The organism is Pseudidiomarina mangrovi, assembly GCF_003999375.1.
GTDB lineage: Bacteria > Pseudomonadota > Gammaproteobacteria > Enterobacterales > Alteromonadaceae > Pseudidiomarina > Pseudidiomarina mangrovi.
The window spans coordinates 192698-211960 of record NZ_RJLC01000005.1; the positions used below are offsets into that span (position 1 = coordinate 192698).

Below are 19263 nucleotides of genomic sequence, written 5' to 3' on the forward strand. Positions count from 1 at the left end.
CAGATTGTTGTAGATCTTGCAGTCGATTGAACAAAAAAGGCCGAACGGACAACCGCTCGGCCTTTGAATACTCACGTTGAATCAGCTGACTAGTAATCGTCTTTCTTTTTACTGTCGTCTTTTTTCTTGGCTTCTTCTGGCTTTTTGCCATCGCGCTCTGCTTTGAGGCGAGCCAGTTCAGCTTCGCGTTCCGCTTTGCGGGCCGCTTGCTCGGCTTTCATTTTTTCCCGGGCGGCCTCTAGCTCAGCTTTGCGTGCTTCAGCATCCTGTTGCTGCTGGGTTGCTTTGGCCTTGGCGTCGTCGGCTTGTTGTTGGCCTTTGGCGGCATCGGTGGCCTGCGCCCAAGTAGTTGCGCTAAGCATAGTAAGGGTAGCTACAATCGTCGTTACTAGAAGTTTTTTCATCATCAATTCTCCTTGTTTAGCTTCCACGTGCGCTGTGGTGCACTGTCATTCAAGACTATTAGATGCAAGATTGGTAGCTTAAGTTGGCTCATTTGCGTTTATTTTACAGAGCTTCATGCTGCAGTAACCACTGCTTTTTATCCAAGCCCCCGGCATATCCGGTAAGGCTGCCGTCGGCGCCAATTACCCGATGACAGGGAATGATGATGCCGATCGGGTTGCGTGAATTGGCCATACCTACGGCACGTACGGCATTGACATCACCCAGTTGCAGCGCGATATCTTTATAGCTAGCGGTGCGGCCAAACGGCACCGTCAGGAGGGCGCGCCACACCCGTTGCTGAAACTCGGTACCCGCAGGTTCTAATGGCAGGTCAAAGCGTTGCCGTTGACCGGAAAAATAGTCCTGTAGCTGTCGAACGGCCTGATCAGCAATAGCGCATGGTGCCGTGTTGGTGGTCGCTGAGCTAAAACTGACATCGACCACTGCGCGGCCATTGGAGGTGACCGTAATAGGCCCCATTGGACTGACAAAACTGCTACAAAACATAATCGGCAACCTTGGCGAATTGATAACTGGCTTGCAATATAGTGTATGGTTTAGCATGAAACTACATCATTCGCCATGCATGCAGCGCATGTTTAGCGCCAAGGAACTCGCATTATGACATCTCGCCAACGATATAGTATGGGCCCAGCTGCACTGGTGGCGGCGGCATTTATTGGCCCAGGTACGGTGATTACCGCCAGTTTTGCGGGGGCTAATTTTGCCTACGCATTAATGTGGGCGCTAGTGTTTTCAGTGATTGCTACGATGGTGCTGCAAGAAATGGCGGCCCGTCTTGGGGTAGTGACGCAGCAGGGGCTTGGCGAGAACATCCGTGCTATGGCGGTACGGCCATGGTTGCGTTGGCTGCTGTTGACACTGGTGGTGGGCGCGGTGGTGATTGGCAATAGCGTGTACCAGGGCGGCAATTTATCGGGTGCCAGTATGGGCCTTGCAGATTTAGTGCAGCGCACCGCCATTCCTGCCTCGTGGCTACCGCTGATCATTGGTGCTATTGCCGCGCTGGTGCTGGCGTCTGGCAGCTATCGAGTGATTGAAAAGGTGCTGATTGCGCTAGTACTGCTGATGAGTATTGCCTTTGTTGGCACCTTTATACTTACCCAGCCCGATTGGCCGGCATTATTTAAAGGCTTGCTGTGGCCGTCATTGCCAGCCGGTAGCATCTTGACAGTGGTGGCTCTGATTGGCACTACGGTGGTGCCTTATAACTTGTTTTTACATGCCTCAAGTGCGGCACAAAAATGGCACAATGTCAGTGATTTAGCCGCTGCGCGCCGTGATTTAGCGCTGTCTATTCCGCTCGGTGGTTTAATTTCTGTCGCCATTGTTGGCACCGCGGCAGCGGCATTTTTCGGTCAAGCTATGCAGCTAGAAAGCGCTGCTGATTTGGGCCAAGCGCTGCGACCTTTGTTTGGTGACTACGCCGGCTATTTAATGGCTATCGGGCTATTTGCTGCGGGTATCTCATCGGCGCTGACTGCGCCCTTGGCATCGGCCTACGCCTTGAGTGGGGTGTTGGGCTTTAAAGCTGATTTATCCAGTTGGCCATTTCGGCTAACTTGGGGCGTTATTTTAGTGATTGGCATTGTCATCGCCTCAAGCGGCTTTCGGCCGGTCAGTGTTATTTGGTTTGCGCAAGTCGCCAACGGTTTGTTGTTACCTATGATTGCGGTATTTTTGCTATGGGCGTGTAATCAACAGCGCTTGGGCGAACAGCGTAATAGTCGGCGCCAAAATGCCTTAGCCATGGTGGTGGTGGTGATTGCTATTGGTCTCGGTGTGCGTAGTTTGGCGAGTGCTTTTGGCTTGCTGTAGCGCACTGATTACTGGCCAAATTGCAGTTCTAATTCAATACCAACGATCCAGCGCGGTTCACGCGCTTCGGTCAATAATTCGCGTGGCCAATGCACACCCACCCAACTCTCAAGATATAGCCAGTCGCGATGAAAGCGTTGGCGATGCAATGCCCGAATACCATAATCCTGCATCGGCACCACCGCTCGGGTTTCTCCGTACCACCACACTTCCGCGCCCAAGGCGCGTTCGGGTGCATATAAATAGTAGCTCTTGTTCGACAGATGCCAGCGCACGCCCTCGGTTCGCTCAGCAAAGGTGCCGCGGATCCAAAACTTATTAAACCAGTTTTCACTCAGCACGCGGTCGTATTCAAAGGTTTGTGCAATACCAAAGCCATCGCTGTCACGCCAAAAACCTACCGACTGCGAATACAACTCACTGATATCTGAGAGTACCGTCTCGAACCGGTAGGTACTGCTGACATAGGTATCGAGTGCTAGACCACCTCGTATGCCTGCTGAAAACGATAAGCGTTGACTGTCGTCAACGTAGGGGTCAAAGCCTAAGCCAACCATCCATTCTTCATCGGCTTCGTCACGGCGAATCACCGAAGGGCGGCTATCTTGAGTTTCGTTGATGAAGTCATCGAAGTCGGCGCGACCAATAAAGGCTGTGATGCGCTGTTCAGCATTAGGAAACACCACGCGGGCGCGAAAGCTGGAGTCAAGTTTGAAGCCACCGTATTCATCCCATTCCGGGCGCAGGGTAAAGCGCCCCGAGGCGGTATTGTAATCGTCTGGATTGACTTTATCGGCAAAAAACGAATCGACCCATTGTGCCGTTCGGTTGACACTGTTGGTTAAGCCATCACGAAACTCATCAACGAGTTCAGGCTCTTGCTGCTGTTGTTGGCTTGGCGCTGCTCCGGCGGCTGCGGTGAGCAAGCCGAATACGAGTGCGCCGTATTGATACCACATGCTGCCCTCCCACATTCCTTAATGATGAACATACAAGGAATGTAGAAGTTTGGCTAGCGCTTAAATGCTGACGCGTTTATAGCGTCGATATTGTGGCGTCCAAAACATCGTCTCAATGCGTTGCTGCAACATCTCATCGCTAATTTCTAGGGCTAAGTCTTGTGCTTGCGCAACTTTAGCCACATTGAAAGCGATACGCTTGCTCAGCTCAGCAATATCAGTAAGCGATGGTAGTAAGTGTTCACTATCGCCGCGAGCTCTTGGTGACGAGTCGGCTAATGTATTGCTTGCAGCCATCAGCATCTCATCACTGATGATCCGTGCTTTCACCGCCAGCACACCCAGCCCGACGCCTGGGAAGATATAGCTGTTATTACACTGCGCAATAGCGATATCGCGACCGGCAATGGTGACCGGTTGATACGGGCTACCAGTCGCAACAATGGCTTCACCGCCGGTCCATTCCAATACCTGCGCTGGGTGCGCCTCCACTTGCCGTGATGGGTTCGATAACGGAAAGATAATCGGTTGCGGGGTATGTTGATGCATGGTGCGGATCACCGCTTCAGTAAACAGCCCCGGCTGCCCCGATACGCCAATCAGTACCGATGGTTTAGCGTGTTGCATCACCTCAAGCAAACTGGGGTAATCGCCAGTAATCGGCCAAGCCGTCAGGCGCTGCCGTGGTTGTGCCAAAGCCTGCTGAAAATCACGCAAATCGGCCATGTCATCCACCACCAAACCAAAACGATCGATCATAAACACCTGTGACCGCGCTTGGCTATCGGATAACCCCTCGGCGACCATTTGTTGCACCACCATTTCGGCAATGCCACAGCCTGCCGAACCAGCACCAACAAAGGCTACGCGTTGCTCGCTTAAACGTTGGCCTTTGCTTTTACAGGCAGCAATTAAGGTGCCAACGGTGACGGCCGCTGTGCCTTGAATATCGTCGTTAAAGCAGCAATAGTCGTGACGATATTTACGCAGAATCGGCATGGCATTCGGCTGGGCAAAATCTTCAAACTGAATCATCGCCTCGGGCCAACGGCGCCGCACCGCTTGCATGAATTTCTCTATAAATTCATCGTAGTCAGAGCCGGTCACCCGGCGGTGGCGGTTGCCCATATACATGGGGTCATTGAGTAGTTTTTCGTTATTGGTACCGACATCTAGACACACCGGCAGGGTATAGGCCGGGCTGATACCGCCACAGGCGGTATATAAGCTGAGCTTGCCAATGGGAATGCCCATACCACCAATACCTTGATCGCCGAGCCCCAAAATGCGCTCGCCATCGGTTACAACAATGACTTTTACCTTGCGCTTGGTGGCGTTGCGGAGGATATCGTCGAGCTGGTCACGGTCGCTATAGCTAATAAATAAGCCGCGTGAGCTGCGATAGATGTCGGAAAACTGTTCGCAGGCATCGCCAACCGTTGGGGTATAAATAATTGGCATCATTTCAGCTAAGTTGTCGTTCAACAGCCGATAGAACAAGGTTTCGTTGTTATCTTGAATAGCGCGCAAATAAATATGTTTATCAATGGCTTTATCAAAACTGGAATACTGCAAATAGCAGCGTTTCACCTGTTCTTCAATGGTTTCGTAGCGCGGGGGCAGTAAGCCGGCTAGATTAAATGCGGCACGCTCTTCAGCAGTAAAGGCACTGCCTTTGTTCAATAACGGGGTTTCTAGCAAATTGGGGCCAGCATACGGGATATACAGCGGACTCTTCACGAATCAATCTCCTCGCACAACGAAAAAGGGCGTCTATTATGGCAAAAAAAACGCCACCAAGGCTAACGGAATATCTGACTGCCTGGATTCATCAAAATCCAGCTAGTGATAATGTATTTATCATTAGATATGGGTACCGTGCCACGATGGGTGTGGGTGAAATAGGCCGGGGCTATCACCATGCGGCCTTGCTTGGGTTGAATAGAACGCTGTTGATAGTAAAAATCAGTACTACCACCCTCAGCAACATCGTTCAGATAAAACATAAACAATAGCGAGCGATGCAGTGCCTCAACGCTATCTTTTTGCGGATAAACTTCACAGTGCCAGTAGTTGTAGTTACCCATGCCTTGCGGATATTTTTGTGCTTGAATAGCGCCCAAGCGATACAGCAATTGCATATAGGCTGACTCTTTACCCGCTGCCAGCTCATCAAAGTTTTCATGGGTTAAATTCACCGCCTCGCCAGTTTGTGGATGACGTACTTGCAGCGCAACTGGGGCTATCAAGGCAAACCGGTATTTTTCAAAATAACGGGTGGAGTACTCACGGGTAACCGTGCGAATGAAATCAAGTTCCTTGGCGTAATCGGCAAAACTGTCTAGATAGAGGTCTTCGCTGAGCTTTTTGCTGGTATCGACACCACTGCCGGTACGGCCTTGGGTGCGATGTGGGCTGGTTTCAAAGGTACGCAGCAATTGCTGGCAAAATTCAGCCGGTAAGGCGTTGTCGTACACCTCGATAAAATCATTCATGAGCAGCTGTTTCCTCAGCTAAAAAGGTGAGTACCGGGGCAACGGTGGCGGCTGGGTCTTCTTCATGGGGAATATGCCCCAGCTCGGCAAAAATATGCAACTGGTGATGCTGCAGGTCGGCGGCATACTGATGTGCGTGACTGACCGGAATCAAGCGATCTAAAGCGCCCCATAAAATCAAGGTGGGCTGCTGTAAGCCTTGGATCAAGGTTTGCTCGTGCGCCACGGCCTGCGGATTATTCAGTGGATCTTGCGCAAAACGGTCACGCAGTGCTTGGCGATTGCCGCTGCGCACCGACATGGCATAGTACAAGTCAACCAACTCCTCGGTCACTAAGCTCGGATCACCATACACATTCTCGACACTGCTGCGGATCACTGCGCGCGGCAGCATATAGTTCATTAATCCGCTGAATAACGGGTTGCTGGCGATTTTAAATGCCAGCGGTACCGATTCGGCTTGCAGTGGGTAGCCACCACTGGCATCTACCAGCACTAAACGTTGCACTCGCTCCGGATTAAGTGCTGCGGTATACCAGGCAATACGGCCACCGAGCGAATTACCACCGAGGTGAAACTGCGATAATTGGTAGTGGTCGGCAACGGCCATGACAAATTCGGCGTAGCGCGCCATGCTGTAGTCGCGGTTTGGCTCCGGCCCGGTTAAACCGAAGCCGGGCAGATCCACGCGAATGACTCGGCGTTGCTGGGTGAGTGCCGCGCTCCAGCCATCCCAGGTGTGCAAACTAGCGCCGGTGCCATGCAACAAAATAATCGGTATGGCACTGCTAGAGTCAGCCCGTGGGCCTTCATCACGGACGTGCACTTGCATGCCTTGCAGGTCAATAAACTGAGATGGTGCCGGAGCCCAGCGTTCGGCCAACTGGCGTAGCGGTTGGTCGGGCGCCCAAAAAGCAATGAGGGCACCGACTAGCAGCACCATAGCGGTCACCACCACAGTGACCAGTAGCCAGGCTAATTTCACCAGAACGCTCATGGCTGCGGCCCTATTACAGGTTGGTTAAACGCAAGTAGGCGGTGAGAGCTTTCCAGCCTTGCGGGAATTTTTCTTTGGCATCGGCATCACTGACACTGGGGCGAATAATTACTGGCTGACCCGGGCGCCAATCGGCCGGGCAGGCAACTTCCTGTGCATCAGTGGTTTGCAGTGCATCAATCACCCGAATAATTTCGTCAAAGTTACGGCCAACCACCATCGGGTAGGTCATGGTCAGACGAATACGATGACTTGGATCGATAATAAACACTGAACGCACGGCGGCAGTGCTGCTCTCACCGGGGTGAATCATGTCGTACAACTCGGCAATTTTCTTGTCTTTGTCGGCGACAATGGGGAATTCTAGCGAGGTGTTTTGGCTCAAATTTACATCGTTGATCCAGCGCATGTGCTCGGCCACACTGTCAGTCGATAACCCCAACGGCTTAACGTTGCGCTTAGCAAATTCCGGTGCTAATTGAGCGGTACGGCCCATCTCGGTGGTACACACCGGCGTGAAATCAGCAGGGTGGCTGAAAAAGAAGACCCACGAGCCAGCGCTCCACTGATGAAAATTGATCGGCCCTTGAGTGGTTTCAATACTAAAATCAGGGGCGATATCGCCAATACGTAATCCCATGATGTACTCCTTGCATGAACGGCTTTAAGACAAGCCTCATCATACCCAACTTTACCCGCAATGATTAGTGCAAAATGTTATCGCTTCGTCCTAACTATATTTGCTTACATAGTCTTACGGAATAAAACAGCACGGTTGTTCGTCTATGCACTACACTGAGTTGTTACCCTTTGGTAATAAGGAGATAAACATGGTTCGCTTGATGATTTCTGCGCTGGCACTGACTATCGGCTTGGCATTGGTATTACCGAATACCTCTTGGTTTGCTGACACCCCGCAGCCGACTTCAGCCTCTCAACACACCAGCGCCTTTGATGCGCTGTTGTCACAGTCGATCAACGCCGATAAACCAGGGGTAACGGTAGTGATTTCTCGGCATGGTGAGGTCATCTATCAGGCCAGCCGCGGTGTTGCCGATGTCGACACCAAGCGAGCCCTAGCCGCTGACGATCTATTGTTGATCGGCTCGATTACCAAGCAATATGCCGCTGCGGCGGTATTGAAATTGGCTGCGGAGGGGCAATTGGCATTATCCGATTCGGTGGGTACCTTGCTTGCTGATGAACGCTTTAATGATGTCACCGTTGCGCAATTACTCAATCACACCTCAGGTATCGCCAGCTATACCAGCATTCCTGGTTACATGATGGATGAGCGCATCACCCGTGACCTAACCACCGCAGAACTGATTGAAGTGTTCGCCGAGTTGCCGCGTGATTTTGCCCCGGGTGAGCGTTGGGCCTACAACAATTCTGGTTATGTGCTGGTTGGCGCGGTGATTGAAGCGGTCACGGGTATGCCCTGGCATGCTTATATCGACCAAGCGCTGCTGCAACCGTTAGCGCTGAAAGCCACTGGCTATTACACCGATGCCAACAGTCAGCCCTATCCGATTCAAGGGTACACTGGTGGTGACGCTATCGCCCCAGCGCTCCCTATGAGCATTACCCAGCCGCATGCGGCTGGCGCATTGGCGGCCACAGCGCTAGATGTAGACCGCTGGCAATATGCGCTGCATAGCGGCAAGGTATTATCGGCAGCATGGTATACGCAAATGGTTACGCCGACTGAGGTGATGCCAAACTACGGCTTTGGTTTAGGTCTTGGTAATTTTTTAGGGCAAACCTTGCGTGAACATAGCGGCGGTATTCATGGTTTTGTCAGTGACGGCATCTGGCTGGAGGAAAGCCAATTATCGGTGGTGGTGTTGGCTAATAGCGACACGCCGCAGATGTCACCAAGTATGCTAACCAAACGCTTGGCGGCCATCGCCTTGGGGCAGGCGTTACCGATTGACTGGTCAGCACAACCGCTAGCGGCCGAAGCGCTGCAGCAGTTGCATGGCAGCTATCAAATTGATGCAGACACGCAACGCTATTTGATTCACCGTGATGGCGAGTTGTTTAGTCAACGCCAAGGCGGCAGCGAGAGTAAAGCCATTTATGTTGGTAACGATACTTTTGCGTTACAGGATTCTCTGGCCTATTTCAGCGTAAAGCGTGATGCCGATGGAGCGGTGCAAGGGGTCGATTTTTATCAAGCGGGCGCGGTTACCCCAGGCTATGCTGAAAAAGTCAGTGATGAGGTTGTTACTCGCGCTGTGATAGAACTCACAGAACAGCAAGCACTGCGCTTGACCGGTGACTATCAATTGCAGCCTGGCTTTGTGATTCAAATACGCTTGACCGCTTCAGGGTTAACCGCACAAGCCACAGGGCAGAATGCCTTTGCGCTTGCGGCCGCCTCAGCGAATGAACTCTACAATACCCAGTTCGGTATTACCTTGGAGTTTGCTGCTGATGAAGCAGTGCCAACGCAGCTCATCTTGCTGCAAGGCGGGGCACGGATGCCGGCCCCGCGCGTTAACGATTAGCTAAGTTGCGGGCGTGGTTGATATTTGCGGGTCCAGTAATGGATAGCGATAGTGCCAATCACGCCCGGCAAGATCCAGCCAAGCAGCTGCCAGTTGCCGAAGTTAGCCAATATATGCCGTGCGCCGAAGGCAAAAAAAGCGGTGTATACGGCTATACCGGTGCCCATCATGGCGCTTAAATGCTCAATTACCCAGCGCTTGTGATTGAGTTGTCGCTGCCACACATACTGCACCATCTGCACTGAACTCACGAGACCCAAGGTGGCGAAGATTAGGTGTAGCCAATTCGGGCCTATCGGGGTGCGAATGCCACTTAAACCATAAAGTAGCGTAGCAATAGATACTGCAAATAAAGCAACGGGCCATAGCAGATAGCTAAAGCGCCGCAATTCGTGTGGTTGCTTGTGCTTTAACACCATAGTGCCGTTGACCACGCCGGTGATAGTTAATATCGATAACAACAGCAGCAAGGTCCACATCGAGCGAATCGCAGCAATGGTTGCTGCCGGGTCGCTACTGCGCGCTATAGCGCCGGCCTTAAAATAGCCCGGGTCAATCAGCACCATAATCGACATCAGTAAGCCAGACCCAGCGACGGTATACATGGTCCATACATATACACGACCAAAACGGCGATGGTTAAGTCCACCTTTGCGGGTCAGCATGGGCACCCAAAACAGGCCCATGGCCAAAACGCCAAGCAGTATATGGGTGTACAGTAAGGTGCTATGTAAGCTTAGTAACATGATCAATCTCCCCGTTACGGTTGTAGCATGATGCTGTGAAACAGCTTAACTAGTGGTTGGCGGTGATTGCAGTGCCGACAGTCACGATTTAAAAAATGACTTTTGGCCTATTGGCGTGCGCCAAGATACTGGCATACTGACAGCATGAAACAGACATGGTCACATTGGTTTTCACAGTTGAACCTCGGCGTTGAGCGCTGGGCGGGATTTTTTACCTGGGCGCTAGTAAGCGGGTCGGGGCTTTACTTTTTCGGCCAGCGCAGCCTCAGCAGCTACTTCAGTCTGTCATGGTGGTGGGCACTGGCACTGTTTGTAGCCTTTATTGTGTTGTTTGTACTGGCTACCCGCGATGCCCCATATCGGCGTGAACCAGGCACCCGACTGCTGCTGATTGCTGTGCAACTACTAGTGATTGTGCTGCTGTATTGGCAGGTGCCTTATAGTTTTATCGCTATTTTGGCGGTGATGTGGGTTTCCCAGTTACCGTATTTTATGGCCTTGAACTGGGTTACCTTAATGGCCTTTGTATTAGCCATTCCGCATGCCTTGATTTATGGGCTGCACTGGCACGATGACTATGCCTGGCTAACGGCATTTTTGTTTGTTGGCTTTAATTTATTTGCTGCCATGATGATGGCGGCACAATTGCGTGAACAGCGGGCTCGCGAGCGTGAACAACAAGCCAATCAAGAGTTACGTACCACGCAAGCACTGCTCAAAGAAGTGACCCGGCAAGCTGAACGCACCCGTATAGCGCGTAATATTCACGATTTAGTCGGTCATCACCTCACTGCTTTGAGTATTCAATTACAAGTTGCTGAGCGCCAAACAAGTACCGGCGACAGCGCTGCGCATAAGGCAATTGCGCAAAGTCGCAGCATTGCCCAGTTGTTGTTAGCTGATGTGCGCGAAGCCGTGGCAGACATGCGCGCCGCTGAAGCCACCAATGTGGCGGAGTTATTAGCAACCGCGTTGCTGGAGGCGCCAGGTAAGCGTATCGCGCTTGAGGTTGCCCCCGATTTACAGTGTCAGCATTGGGGTATTGCCGAAGTGTTGTTGCGGGCGGTGCAGGAGGGCGTGACTAATTTTGTTCGCCATAGCCACGGTACCCAGTTGCGCATTAACGTGCAATTACAGCCCCAGCAGTGGTTGCTGACGCTCGTTGATAATGGTGGCGTCAGCCAACAGCCAGTGACCGATAGTGAGCTCGGTAATGGCTTAAAAGGTATGCGCGAGCGGGTTGAAGAATTAGCTGGCCACTGGCAGCTTGATCGTCATGATGGTTGGCAACTCAGCATACGATTACCGCGAGTACCCTTATGACCATTGGTGTGGTAGTGATTGATGACCAACACTTGGTGCGAGCGGGGCTGATTAGCCTGCTGCAGCTTGCTGATAACATTAAGGTGTTGGGCCAAGCCGCCGATGGCGATGCCGCTATTGCAGCGATTGAGCAGTTACAGCCCGACGTCGTACTGATGGATATTCGCATGCCAGGCTGCGATGGCATTACAGCCTTGCAGCGTCTGCGCGAGGCTGGCAATCAAACGCCGGTATTGTTACTCACTACCTTTGACGACCACGAAACTATTTTGCAGGCACTGCGTGCTGGCGCTAAAGGCTATCTGCTCAAAGATGTGTCGCTGGATACCCTAGTCGAGGCCATACAATCTCTGCATAGCGGTGGTAGCTGGTTACAGCCAGTGATCACCAGTCGTATTGTTGAGGGCTTACAAGGGTTAACCAGCGCTGCTGCGAGCAGCGAGCCAGTGCTAGAAGCGCTGACAGATCGTGAGCTGGCTATTTTACAGTTGATGGCGGCAGGGCTGAGCAATCATGAAATAGCCGCAAGCTTGTTCAAATCAACGGGCACTATCAAGAATCAGGTGTCTACGGTATTAGCGAAACTGGGCGTGCATGATAGAACCCGGGCGGTGTTGAAAGCTATTGAGTTGGGCTTGTTGAGCTAACAAATTCACACTTTCTTACATGTTTTGCCGGGTGCAAACGAACTTTATCGGCGCCAGCAACGACTATATGTAGAGGAATAGCTCTGCTGCTATTCGCCGTGAGGAGGCAGTATTATGCAAACCACCCAGATCACTAAGTTATCACTATTGGCGGTATCTAGCCTGTTAGTGAGTGGCTGTGTTAGTGCTACAACCGCGCAGCAAGCGGTCACGCAAACCCCTTTGCAGAATCAGCAGGTGATGCCACAAGGCAGCTACAGCGAGGCAGAAATTGCCCAGCTATTGGCGCCTATTGCGCTGTATCCCGATAGCTTATTAAGCCACATTCTGATTGCCGCCACCTATCCACTCGAAGTGATTCAGGCTGAGCGTTGGTTAAGTGAAAACCCAACCTTAACGGGCGCAGCAGCCGTTGCCGCTGCTGCGGATAAACCGTGGGACCCGAGCGTGATTGCGCTGACCGCCACCCCTGATGTGTTAAAACGCATGAGTGATGACATTGCCTGGACGCAAAACCTCGGCGAAGCGGTGCTGACCGACGAACAACAAGTGCTGGCTAGCATTCAGTTGTTGCGTGAGCAAGCCTATGCTGAAGGGCAATTAGCGAGTAACGAGCATGTGGTGATTGAGCGTGAACAAGCGCATAAAACCATCGTCATTGAGACCGTTAAGCGCGAGTATATCTACGTGCCTTACTATGACCCGCGGGTGGTGTACGGTAGCTGGCGCTGGTACGAGTATCCGCCTATTTATTGGCCGCAACCCGCGTTGTCAGTTAGCATCGGTAGTGGCTGGGGTAGCGGTATTTATTGGGGTATCAGCTACCATGTGCCCAGTGCGTTTTATTTTAGCTACATGGCATGGCCGCAGCGCTATATTGTGGTCAATCATCATTATTACCACAAGCCACAGCGCCGTCATCCGCATCGTTACCATGTGATTGATCAGGGTAAACGCTGGCAGCACAACCCTGAGCATCGTCGCGGTGTGGCTTACAAGCATCGTGATTTGCAGCGTGACCAGCCGACCTATAAGCGGGTAAGTCGCGATTGGCAGCGCCCGCAGCAACCTGTTGGCGAGCGCCAACGCAAGCAGCCGATTGATCGTCGCGAACTTGACCGTCGGGCGTTAGCTACACGGTTACGGCAGAGCCCGGTGGTTGAGCAACCGCAACAGGTAAAACAGCCACCTATGACGACCACACCAATTGCGCGTGAGATCACCGATGGCGACCGTGATAGACCGCGCCAGCGGGTGGTGCAGCAGCGTGAGCAACGTCAAGTTACCCCGCCGCGGCAACGTCCAGTGCGCGAGACGCCAGTGGGTGAGGTTCGTGAAACACCTGTTCGTGAAACACCAGTGCAGCGGCCACAGAAATATCGTGAGCCACCTATGACCACTACGCCGATTGAACGTACCGTTCGCACACCGCAGTATACTGCACCGGTGCAACAGCCGCAGGTACGCCAGCTAGTGCGTCAGCAACAGGTGCAACCGCCGGTGCAGCAACCGCAGGTGCGTCAGCAACAGGTGCAACCACCGCGTCAGGTGGTGCGGCCACAACCACCGGTGCGCGAGCGTGATAGAGGAACACCGGACAAGCGTGCGATTGATTAAAACAAAAGGCCGAGCAATGCTCGGCCTTTTTTATGCACAGTGGTTTATTTCTCGACCGGCAGGCCAGCCTCATGCCAAGCGACAAAACCACCAGCTACCGAAATCGGCTGTTTGAAGCCCATCTGCCGTAGGCTGTCAGCCGCCAGAGCCGAGCGGGCGCCAGAGCGGCACATCAGATAAACCGGTTGCTCAATCAGCTGCGCCAGCGCTTGGTCACCTTCACATAAATGCGCCACCGACGGATGCTGATGAATTTTCATTTCTAACACCCCACGCGGCATATTCACGGCGCGGTCAACATGACCCTGACTGAACTCTTCCGGCTCCCGCACATCGATCAGCAGCGTATGGTGATCGTTGAGCGCTTGCTGCAGCTGTTGCACAGTCACTTCGGTAATGCGAGTTTTGGCCTCAGCGACCAGTTGTTGCGCGGTTTTCATGGGGTTCTCCTAAAGCACAGATTGGGTTAATACAATAATGGCCATAACACCTAAAAACAAGGCGAAGCCCTTCTGTAAGGCTTGCCGCGGTAGTCGCGTACCAATGAAATTACCAGCGAAACTGCCGACAATGCCGGCTGCAGCAACCATTGCAATAACCGGCCAATCAAACTGTAAGCCTTGATCGGTGAGTACGCTGTAATACTTGGCAAAGCCGACAAATGATTTCAAGGCAATAATCAATAAACTGGTACCGATAGCGCGCACCATGGGCACGCCACCCAGCAGCACCAGCGCTGGTACGATCAAGAAGCCACCACCTACGCCAACAAACCCGGTAATGGCTCCCACTACCAGGCCATCGGTGATGACCTTGGCGATGTTGATTTGCTGCGCTGGTTTATCCACGCTGCGGCCGCGCCACATAAACACCGCCGCTACTGCCATCAATAGCACAAACACCGCCAGCTGAATGCGGCTATCTACCAGGCCACCGGCCCAGGCACCCAAATAGGCGCCAATCATGCCAGGAATACCGAACAGCCACACATGCGGCCACGACACCAGTCGCTTGCGCACGCTCGGCCAACTGCCAAATAAACTGATAAAGGCGACAATCAGCAGCGACGAGGCAATGGCGGTATTGGCTGGCATATCGGCCAAATACAGCAGCACCGGCACGGTTAAAATAGACCCGCCGGAGCCAAATATGCCTAAGCTTAAGCCAATAAAAATGGCACCGAGCAGCGCAAGAATCATCGTTTATATCCTTATCGTAGCGTCACAAATTCTTCGGCGGAGGTGGGGTGTAGCGCTATGGTAGCGTCAAAGTCGGCTTTGCTGGCGCCCATACGAATGGCCACCGCGAAGCCTTGTAAGATTTCATCCATGCCCTCGCCAATGCCGTGCAAGCCAATAATTCTTTCATCGTCACCTAGGCACACCAGTTTGACCGTGGTTAGTGCGCGGTGCGGGGTGATGGCGTTGTACATAGCGGCAAACTGCGATTTGTACACCCGCACGGCGTCGCCATGCTGCTCCCGTGCTTCGGCCTCGGTGAGACCAATAGTAGCAATGGGTGGGTGACTAAAGACGATGGTTGGGATCTGACTAAAATCCATTTTGGCGTTAGCCATAGCAGGGTTAAACAGCCGTTCTGCCAGCAGCCGCCCAGCTTTTATCGCCACTGGGGTAAGCTGCGCGGCGCCGGTGACATCACCGACCGCGTATATACCAGCAACATTGGTTTGTTGCCACGCATCTACGCAAATGTGACCGCCGTCATCGGTGGCTATGCCAGCGGCAGCCAGATTCAAGTCAGCACTGTTGGGGTCGCGACCAATGGCCCAAATCAGGCAATCAATATCGGTCAGTTGTTGGCCGTCAGCGGCGCTTATGGTTAACAAGCCATTGGGCTGCTTGGTGACTGCGGTGGGCACAAAATGTCGGTGCAGCGGTAATTGGTCGTGTTCCATGCGTTGCAACAACATGTCGGTCATATCGTGATCAAAACCGCGCAGGGGGCGGTCACCACGCACCAATAAATGGGTGTCGGTGCCAAGCGCATGCAGCACACCGGCTATTTCTACCGCAATATACCCAGCGCCGACCACTGCAGCTTTGCGCGGTTGTTCCGTGAGGGCAAAGAAGCCATCGGAGTCGATACCGTATTCAGCCCCCGGCAGCTCGGGCCAGCGTGATTTGGCGCCGGTGGCAATGGTGATGTGGTCAGCACTGATACGCTCGCCATTGACCTCAACGGTGTGGGCGTCAACAAAGCGGGCAAAGCCCTCAATATAGGTCACGCCATTGTTGGCAAAACCGCGTTGATAACCGCCATGAATACGTTCAATGTAGGCTTCACGATTGCACACCAGGGTGGCCCAATCGAAACCATTTTGGCTGATGTCAAAGCCGTAGGCTGGGCCGTATTTCAATGCTTCGGCAATATGCGCGCCGTACCACATCACCTTTTTCGGTACACACCCCACATTCACGCAGGTGCCACCGACTGCGCCCGCCTCAATCACGGCGGCTTTTGCTCCGCGTTGAGCCGCACGATTGGCTGAGGCAATACCGCCGCTACCGGCGCCAATGGCTAAATAGTCGAAATGTCGGGTGTTACTGCTCATACTACTACTCCTGTTGGGCCGTCGCATGGAAGGCGATGCCGTGCAATCAAATCTGCGTTATGATCACGCAAAACCACAGTAGGTGCAATGCATGAGCTATACCATTAAACGCAGCAAACGGCGCACCTTGGCGATTAAAATTAGCGCCGGTGAAGTGTTGGTGCATGCGCCGCTGCGTATGCCGGAGCGCACTATTGCCGCTTTTGTGCAGGCCAAGCAAGCGTGGATTAGCGATCATGTGTCGCGCCAACAGCAGCTGTTACAAGCGTTGCCGCGGCGGCACTGGTGCAGTGGTGAACGCCTGCGTTGGCTTGGTCAGCCTCTGACCCTACAAGTTTTCGCCGCGCCACGCAATCAGGTCAGCCAGGAGTATGATGGTTTGCAGGTGGGCGTAAGTGCACGGAGTAACCCCGAGCACAAAGTCCCACAACTGGTGCAACAGTGGTATCAACAGCAAGCTCAGCAGTGGCTCGATGATTTTTTTAGCCGCTGGCCGAGCGATCATGCCTTACAGCCGAAAAGCTGGTCGGTGGGCAGCTTTCGCAGTAAGTGGGGGCATTGCACTCGCAAAGGTGAACTGCGGTTTAGTTGGAAACTGTGGCTGGCGCCCGAGTGGGTGGTCACCGATGTGGTGTTACACGAGCTCTGTCATTTGCAGGAATTCAATCACTCGGCGCGTTTTTGGCAGCTGGTGAAACGCTATGCGCCTGACCATGAGCGCAGTGATCAATGGCTTCGTCAGCACGGTATGACCGTGCTCAACGATGCCTATTTGGATTACCACGCTCCTACTGAGTGACCGCGTTAGCGGCCACCGGCAGGCAGATTACGTTGTAAAAACTCGGCCATCATGGTGCGCAGGTGCTGGGTGGTTCCAGTGCCTTCGCTAATACCATGGGTGCGATTCGGGTAGGCAAAATAGTCAAACTGTTTGCCATGCTGAATCAGTGCATTGACCAAGCGCTCAGAGCCCTGAAAGTGCACGTTGTCATCACCGGTGCCGTGCACCAGCAGTAATTTACCCTGCAAGTTAGCTGCATGGGTAAGTGCTGAGGTTTCCCGGTACGAATCCGCGCTTTCTGGCAACAGCCCTGAGTAGCGCTCTTGGTAGATGGTATCGTACAGGGTCAGATCAGGCACCGGCGCTAACGCCATACCAACATGAAATGCCTCAGGGTAGCGGAATAACGCATTCAAGGTTTGCGTACCACCGCCGCTATGGCCCCACATGCCGACGCGCTCAGCATCAATGAAATCCCAACGTTTGAGCATGGCTTGCAGGGCATCGTGCTGATCGCGCACGGTGACAATACCCAGCTGTTTATAGATCGATCGGCGCCATTCGTAACCACGCGGTGAGCGCGTACCACGGTTATCCACCGAGGCGACCAAATAGCCTTGTTGGGTTAAATACGTATGGAACAAGAAGCGCTCTCCACCCCAGCTGTTGGCTACGGTTTGGCCCCACGGCTCACCGTAAACAAACATCACAATCGGGTATTTTTTGCTCGGGTCAAAGTCGGCCGGTTTCATTAAAAAGCCGTCCAGAGCTAGGCCGTCTTGCGCTTCAACTTGGAAGAACTCGAACGAGGCCTTGGCTAAATTATCATAGGCTTGTTGTGCCTTGCTGTTGGCCTCAATGACCCGCAGCGGCTGGTGATCAGGCAAACTGATCATGCTGGTGACCGGTACTTGACCAAAGCTGCTGACGCTATGCACCGCATAGCTGGCATCGGCCGATAATTGATAGCTGTGGCTGCCTGGCTGGTTCGGTGTTAAACGTTCTAGCTTGCCGCTACCATCAAGGCTGGCGCGGTATAAATAACGCTCCAATGGGCTCTCTGGCGAGGCGATAAAATACACCCAGCCACTGGCTTCATTGATTTGTAGTACTTCAATCACATCCCAGTTGCCACGGGTGATGGCGCTGATACGACCGGTGTCGCGTTGCACTCGGTACAGGTGCCGCCAGCCTGAACGCTCGCTCAACCAGGTAAAGGCTTCGCCATTGTTAACGAATTCAATATGGTCGACATAGTCAGCCCAACTCTCAGTGGTTTCACGCAGCAGTTCGCGTACGTCACCGTTTTGGGCATCAGCAATAAATACCGTGTTAGTGGCTTGTGAGCGTGGCATTTGTTGAATCAACAGTTGCTCGCTATTACCGGCCCAATGCATGCGCACCAAATAATGCTGGCGCGGGTCACCGGGCATAGCCATCCATTGGGTGTCACCGCCGGTTGCTGCAATAACACCAATGCGCTGAGCGGCATTAGTTTCACCCACTTTCGGGTACGGGAATTGCTTCAGTGTTGGGTACAAGGTGTCGGTATTGTTGATCATGGTAAATACCGGGGTGCCTTCGGTGTCGAGCTGCCAGTAGGCAATATGCTCGCCATTCGGGCTCCAAGCAAAGCCTACGGTGAGGCCAAACTCTTCTTCGTTGACCCAGTCAAAAGTGCCGTTAACAATAGTCGCTGAACCATCGCTAGTGAGCTGAGTGATGGCCCCACTACTGAGTTCTTCTACGTAAATATTGTTGCGCATCACATAACCAACGCGCTCGCCTTGCGGATCAAACTGGGCAAATTGCAGCGTCGATGGATCAGCATCGCCACCGAGTTGTTGCAGTTTCTCGGTGCTGCGATCATACACCCAGTAATCGCCGTAGGTGTTGGTCCGCCATGAGCGTTTGGTGTTGGTGAATAACAAAATTTTGCTGCCATCCGCTGACCAGCTGTAGTCATAAATCGACAGTGCCGTACTAGCACCCGCTGGGGTTAATTGGGCCGCGGTCACCAGTACCTCACGTTGCTGCGTAGCCGGGTGATAGCGCACTAAATCTTCCCCTTGACCGTTGCCGGCAGGCTCTAGGTCGGTATAACCACTGCCGTCGGCAAGCCAGCGCGTGCTACCGACGCGATTCAGCCGAAAGGGGTTGTCGTTATAAAGGGTATCTAGCGTTAATTGTTGGGCTTTGGTCGCGCTGGTGCTATTGCTGTGTTCACTGTTATCAGGGCTTGTGGTACAACCTGCTAAGGCAAGTAAGGCAATAACACTGATGATCCGTGCTGATGGCATTGGCATAATAGATCCTGTGGTTTCGCG

General features: G+C 53.0%; 18 protein-coding genes. 6 read left to right on the forward strand and 12 right to left on the reverse strand.

The window, feature by feature from the left end; translation table 11 throughout:
* Positions 1-89: 89 nt before the first annotated feature.
* Both EFO84_RS01675 and EFO84_RS01680 read right to left on the reverse strand, forming a co-directional pair.
* Entirely contained in the window at positions 90-407 is a 318-nt protein-coding gene (locus tag EFO84_RS01675) for a hypothetical protein (protein ID WP_127346329.1), read from the reverse strand.
* Between the two features lie 100 nt (positions 408-507).
* A complete protein-coding gene (locus EFO84_RS01680) occupies positions 508-954 on the reverse strand; it encodes a methylated-DNA--[protein]-cysteine S-methyltransferase (RefSeq protein ID WP_127346330.1) in 447 nt (148 codons plus the stop codon).
* A gap of 114 nt (positions 955-1068) precedes the next feature.
* Here EFO84_RS01680 and EFO84_RS01685 point away from each other — a divergent pair, with 114 nt between their 5' ends.
* Positions 1069-2286, forward strand: a complete 1218-nt coding sequence (locus EFO84_RS01685; protein ID WP_127346331.1) for an Nramp family divalent metal transporter — start codon at positions 1069-1071, stop codon at positions 2284-2286.
* 8 nt (positions 2287-2294) lie between these two features.
* On the opposite strand, the gene EFO84_RS01690 is transcribed toward EFO84_RS01685, so the two are convergent.
* The 5 genes from EFO84_RS01690 to EFO84_RS01710 form a co-directional block, all read right to left on the reverse strand.
* Positions 2295-3245, reverse strand: coding sequence for a hypothetical protein (locus EFO84_RS01690; RefSeq protein ID WP_127346332.1), 951 nt, complete (start codon positions 3243-3245; stop codon positions 2295-2297).
* Between the two features lie 60 nt (positions 3246-3305).
* On the reverse strand, positions 3306-4985 hold the full coding sequence (locus EFO84_RS01695) for an NAD-dependent malic enzyme (RefSeq protein ID WP_127346333.1): 1680 nt from the start codon (positions 4983-4985) through the stop codon (positions 3306-3308).
* A gap of 62 nt (positions 4986-5047) precedes the next feature.
* Positions 5048-5740 (reverse strand): 2OG-Fe(II) oxygenase, encoded by a 693-nt coding sequence (locus tag EFO84_RS01700; RefSeq protein WP_127346334.1) that lies wholly within the window; start codon positions 5738-5740, stop codon positions 5048-5050.
* Positions 5733-6737: an alpha/beta fold hydrolase gene (locus EFO84_RS01705; RefSeq protein WP_240642621.1), complete on the reverse strand. Its 1005-nt coding sequence runs from the start codon at positions 6735-6737 to the stop codon at positions 5733-5735. Before EFO84_RS01705 ends, EFO84_RS01700 begins: the two co-directional genes overlap by 8 nt.
* Positions 6738-6750: 13 nt before the next feature.
* Complete coding sequence (locus EFO84_RS01710; protein WP_127346335.1) at positions 6751-7377, reverse strand: peroxiredoxin; 627 nt, start codon at positions 7375-7377, stop codon at positions 6751-6753.
* A gap of 190 nt (positions 7378-7567) precedes the next feature.
* Between EFO84_RS01710 and EFO84_RS01715 the strand changes: the two genes are divergently transcribed.
* Positions 7568-9250, forward strand: coding sequence for a serine hydrolase domain-containing protein (locus EFO84_RS01715; RefSeq protein WP_164742352.1), 1683 nt, complete (start codon positions 7568-7570; stop codon positions 9248-9250).
* Here EFO84_RS01715 and EFO84_RS01720 read toward each other — a convergent pair.
* Complete coding sequence (locus EFO84_RS01720; protein WP_127346337.1) at positions 9247-9996, reverse strand: DUF2306 domain-containing protein; 750 nt, start codon at positions 9994-9996, stop codon at positions 9247-9249. The two genes, EFO84_RS01715 and EFO84_RS01720, sit on opposite strands and share 4 nt — an antisense overlap.
* 144 nt (positions 9997-10140) lie before the next feature.
* Here EFO84_RS01720 and EFO84_RS01725 point away from each other — a divergent pair, with 144 nt between their 5' ends.
* The 3 genes from EFO84_RS01725 (at position 10141) to EFO84_RS01735 (ending at position 13583) form a co-directional block, all read left to right on the forward strand.
* Positions 10141-11319 carry a histidine kinase gene (locus EFO84_RS01725; protein ID WP_127346338.1) on the forward strand — a complete coding sequence of 393 codons (1179 nt, stop codon included), beginning with the start codon at positions 10141-10143 and terminating at the stop codon, positions 11317-11319.
* Positions 11316-11966: a response regulator transcription factor gene (locus EFO84_RS01730; RefSeq protein WP_127346339.1), complete on the forward strand. Its 651-nt coding sequence runs from the start codon at positions 11316-11318 to the stop codon at positions 11964-11966. Before EFO84_RS01725 ends, EFO84_RS01730 begins: the two co-directional genes overlap by 4 nt.
* A 114-nt stretch (positions 11967-12080) precedes the next feature.
* Complete coding sequence (locus tag EFO84_RS01735) at positions 12081-13583, forward strand: DUF3300 domain-containing protein (RefSeq protein WP_127346340.1); 1503 nt, start codon at positions 12081-12083, stop codon at positions 13581-13583.
* 44 nt (positions 13584-13627) lie between these two features.
* Here the strand turns inward: EFO84_RS01735 and EFO84_RS01740 are convergent, their stop codons facing one another.
* From EFO84_RS01740 to gorA, 3 genes are read right to left on the reverse strand one after another with little or no spacing between them, the layout of a single operon-like run.
* Positions 13628-14023 carry a rhodanese-like domain-containing protein gene (locus EFO84_RS01740; RefSeq protein WP_127346341.1) on the reverse strand — a complete coding sequence of 132 codons (396 nt, stop codon included), beginning with the start codon at positions 14021-14023 and terminating at the stop codon, positions 13628-13630.
* Positions 14024-14032: 9 nt separating this feature from the next.
* The gene (locus tag EFO84_RS01745; RefSeq protein ID WP_348534528.1) at positions 14033-14782 is read right to left on the reverse strand and encodes a sulfite exporter TauE/SafE family protein; all 750 of its coding nucleotides are present in this window, start codon (positions 14780-14782) and stop codon (positions 14033-14035) included.
* 11 nt (positions 14783-14793) lie between these two features.
* Complete coding sequence (gorA, locus tag EFO84_RS01750) at positions 14794-16155, reverse strand: glutathione-disulfide reductase (protein WP_127346342.1); 1362 nt, start codon at positions 16153-16155, stop codon at positions 14794-14796.
* A 91-nt stretch (positions 16156-16246) separates the two neighbouring features.
* On the opposite strand from gorA, the gene EFO84_RS01755 reads away from it, so the two are divergent.
* Positions 16247-16954: a M48 family metallopeptidase gene (locus tag EFO84_RS01755; RefSeq protein ID WP_127346343.1), complete on the forward strand. Its 708-nt coding sequence runs from the start codon at positions 16247-16249 to the stop codon at positions 16952-16954.
* A 5-nt stretch (positions 16955-16959) separates the two neighbouring features.
* On the opposite strand, the gene EFO84_RS01760 is transcribed toward EFO84_RS01755, so the two are convergent.
* The gene (locus EFO84_RS01760; protein WP_127346344.1) at positions 16960-19242 is read right to left on the reverse strand and encodes a S9 family peptidase; all 2283 of its coding nucleotides are present in this window, start codon (positions 19240-19242) and stop codon (positions 16960-16962) included.
* Between the last annotated feature and the right edge of the window lie 21 nt (positions 19243-19263).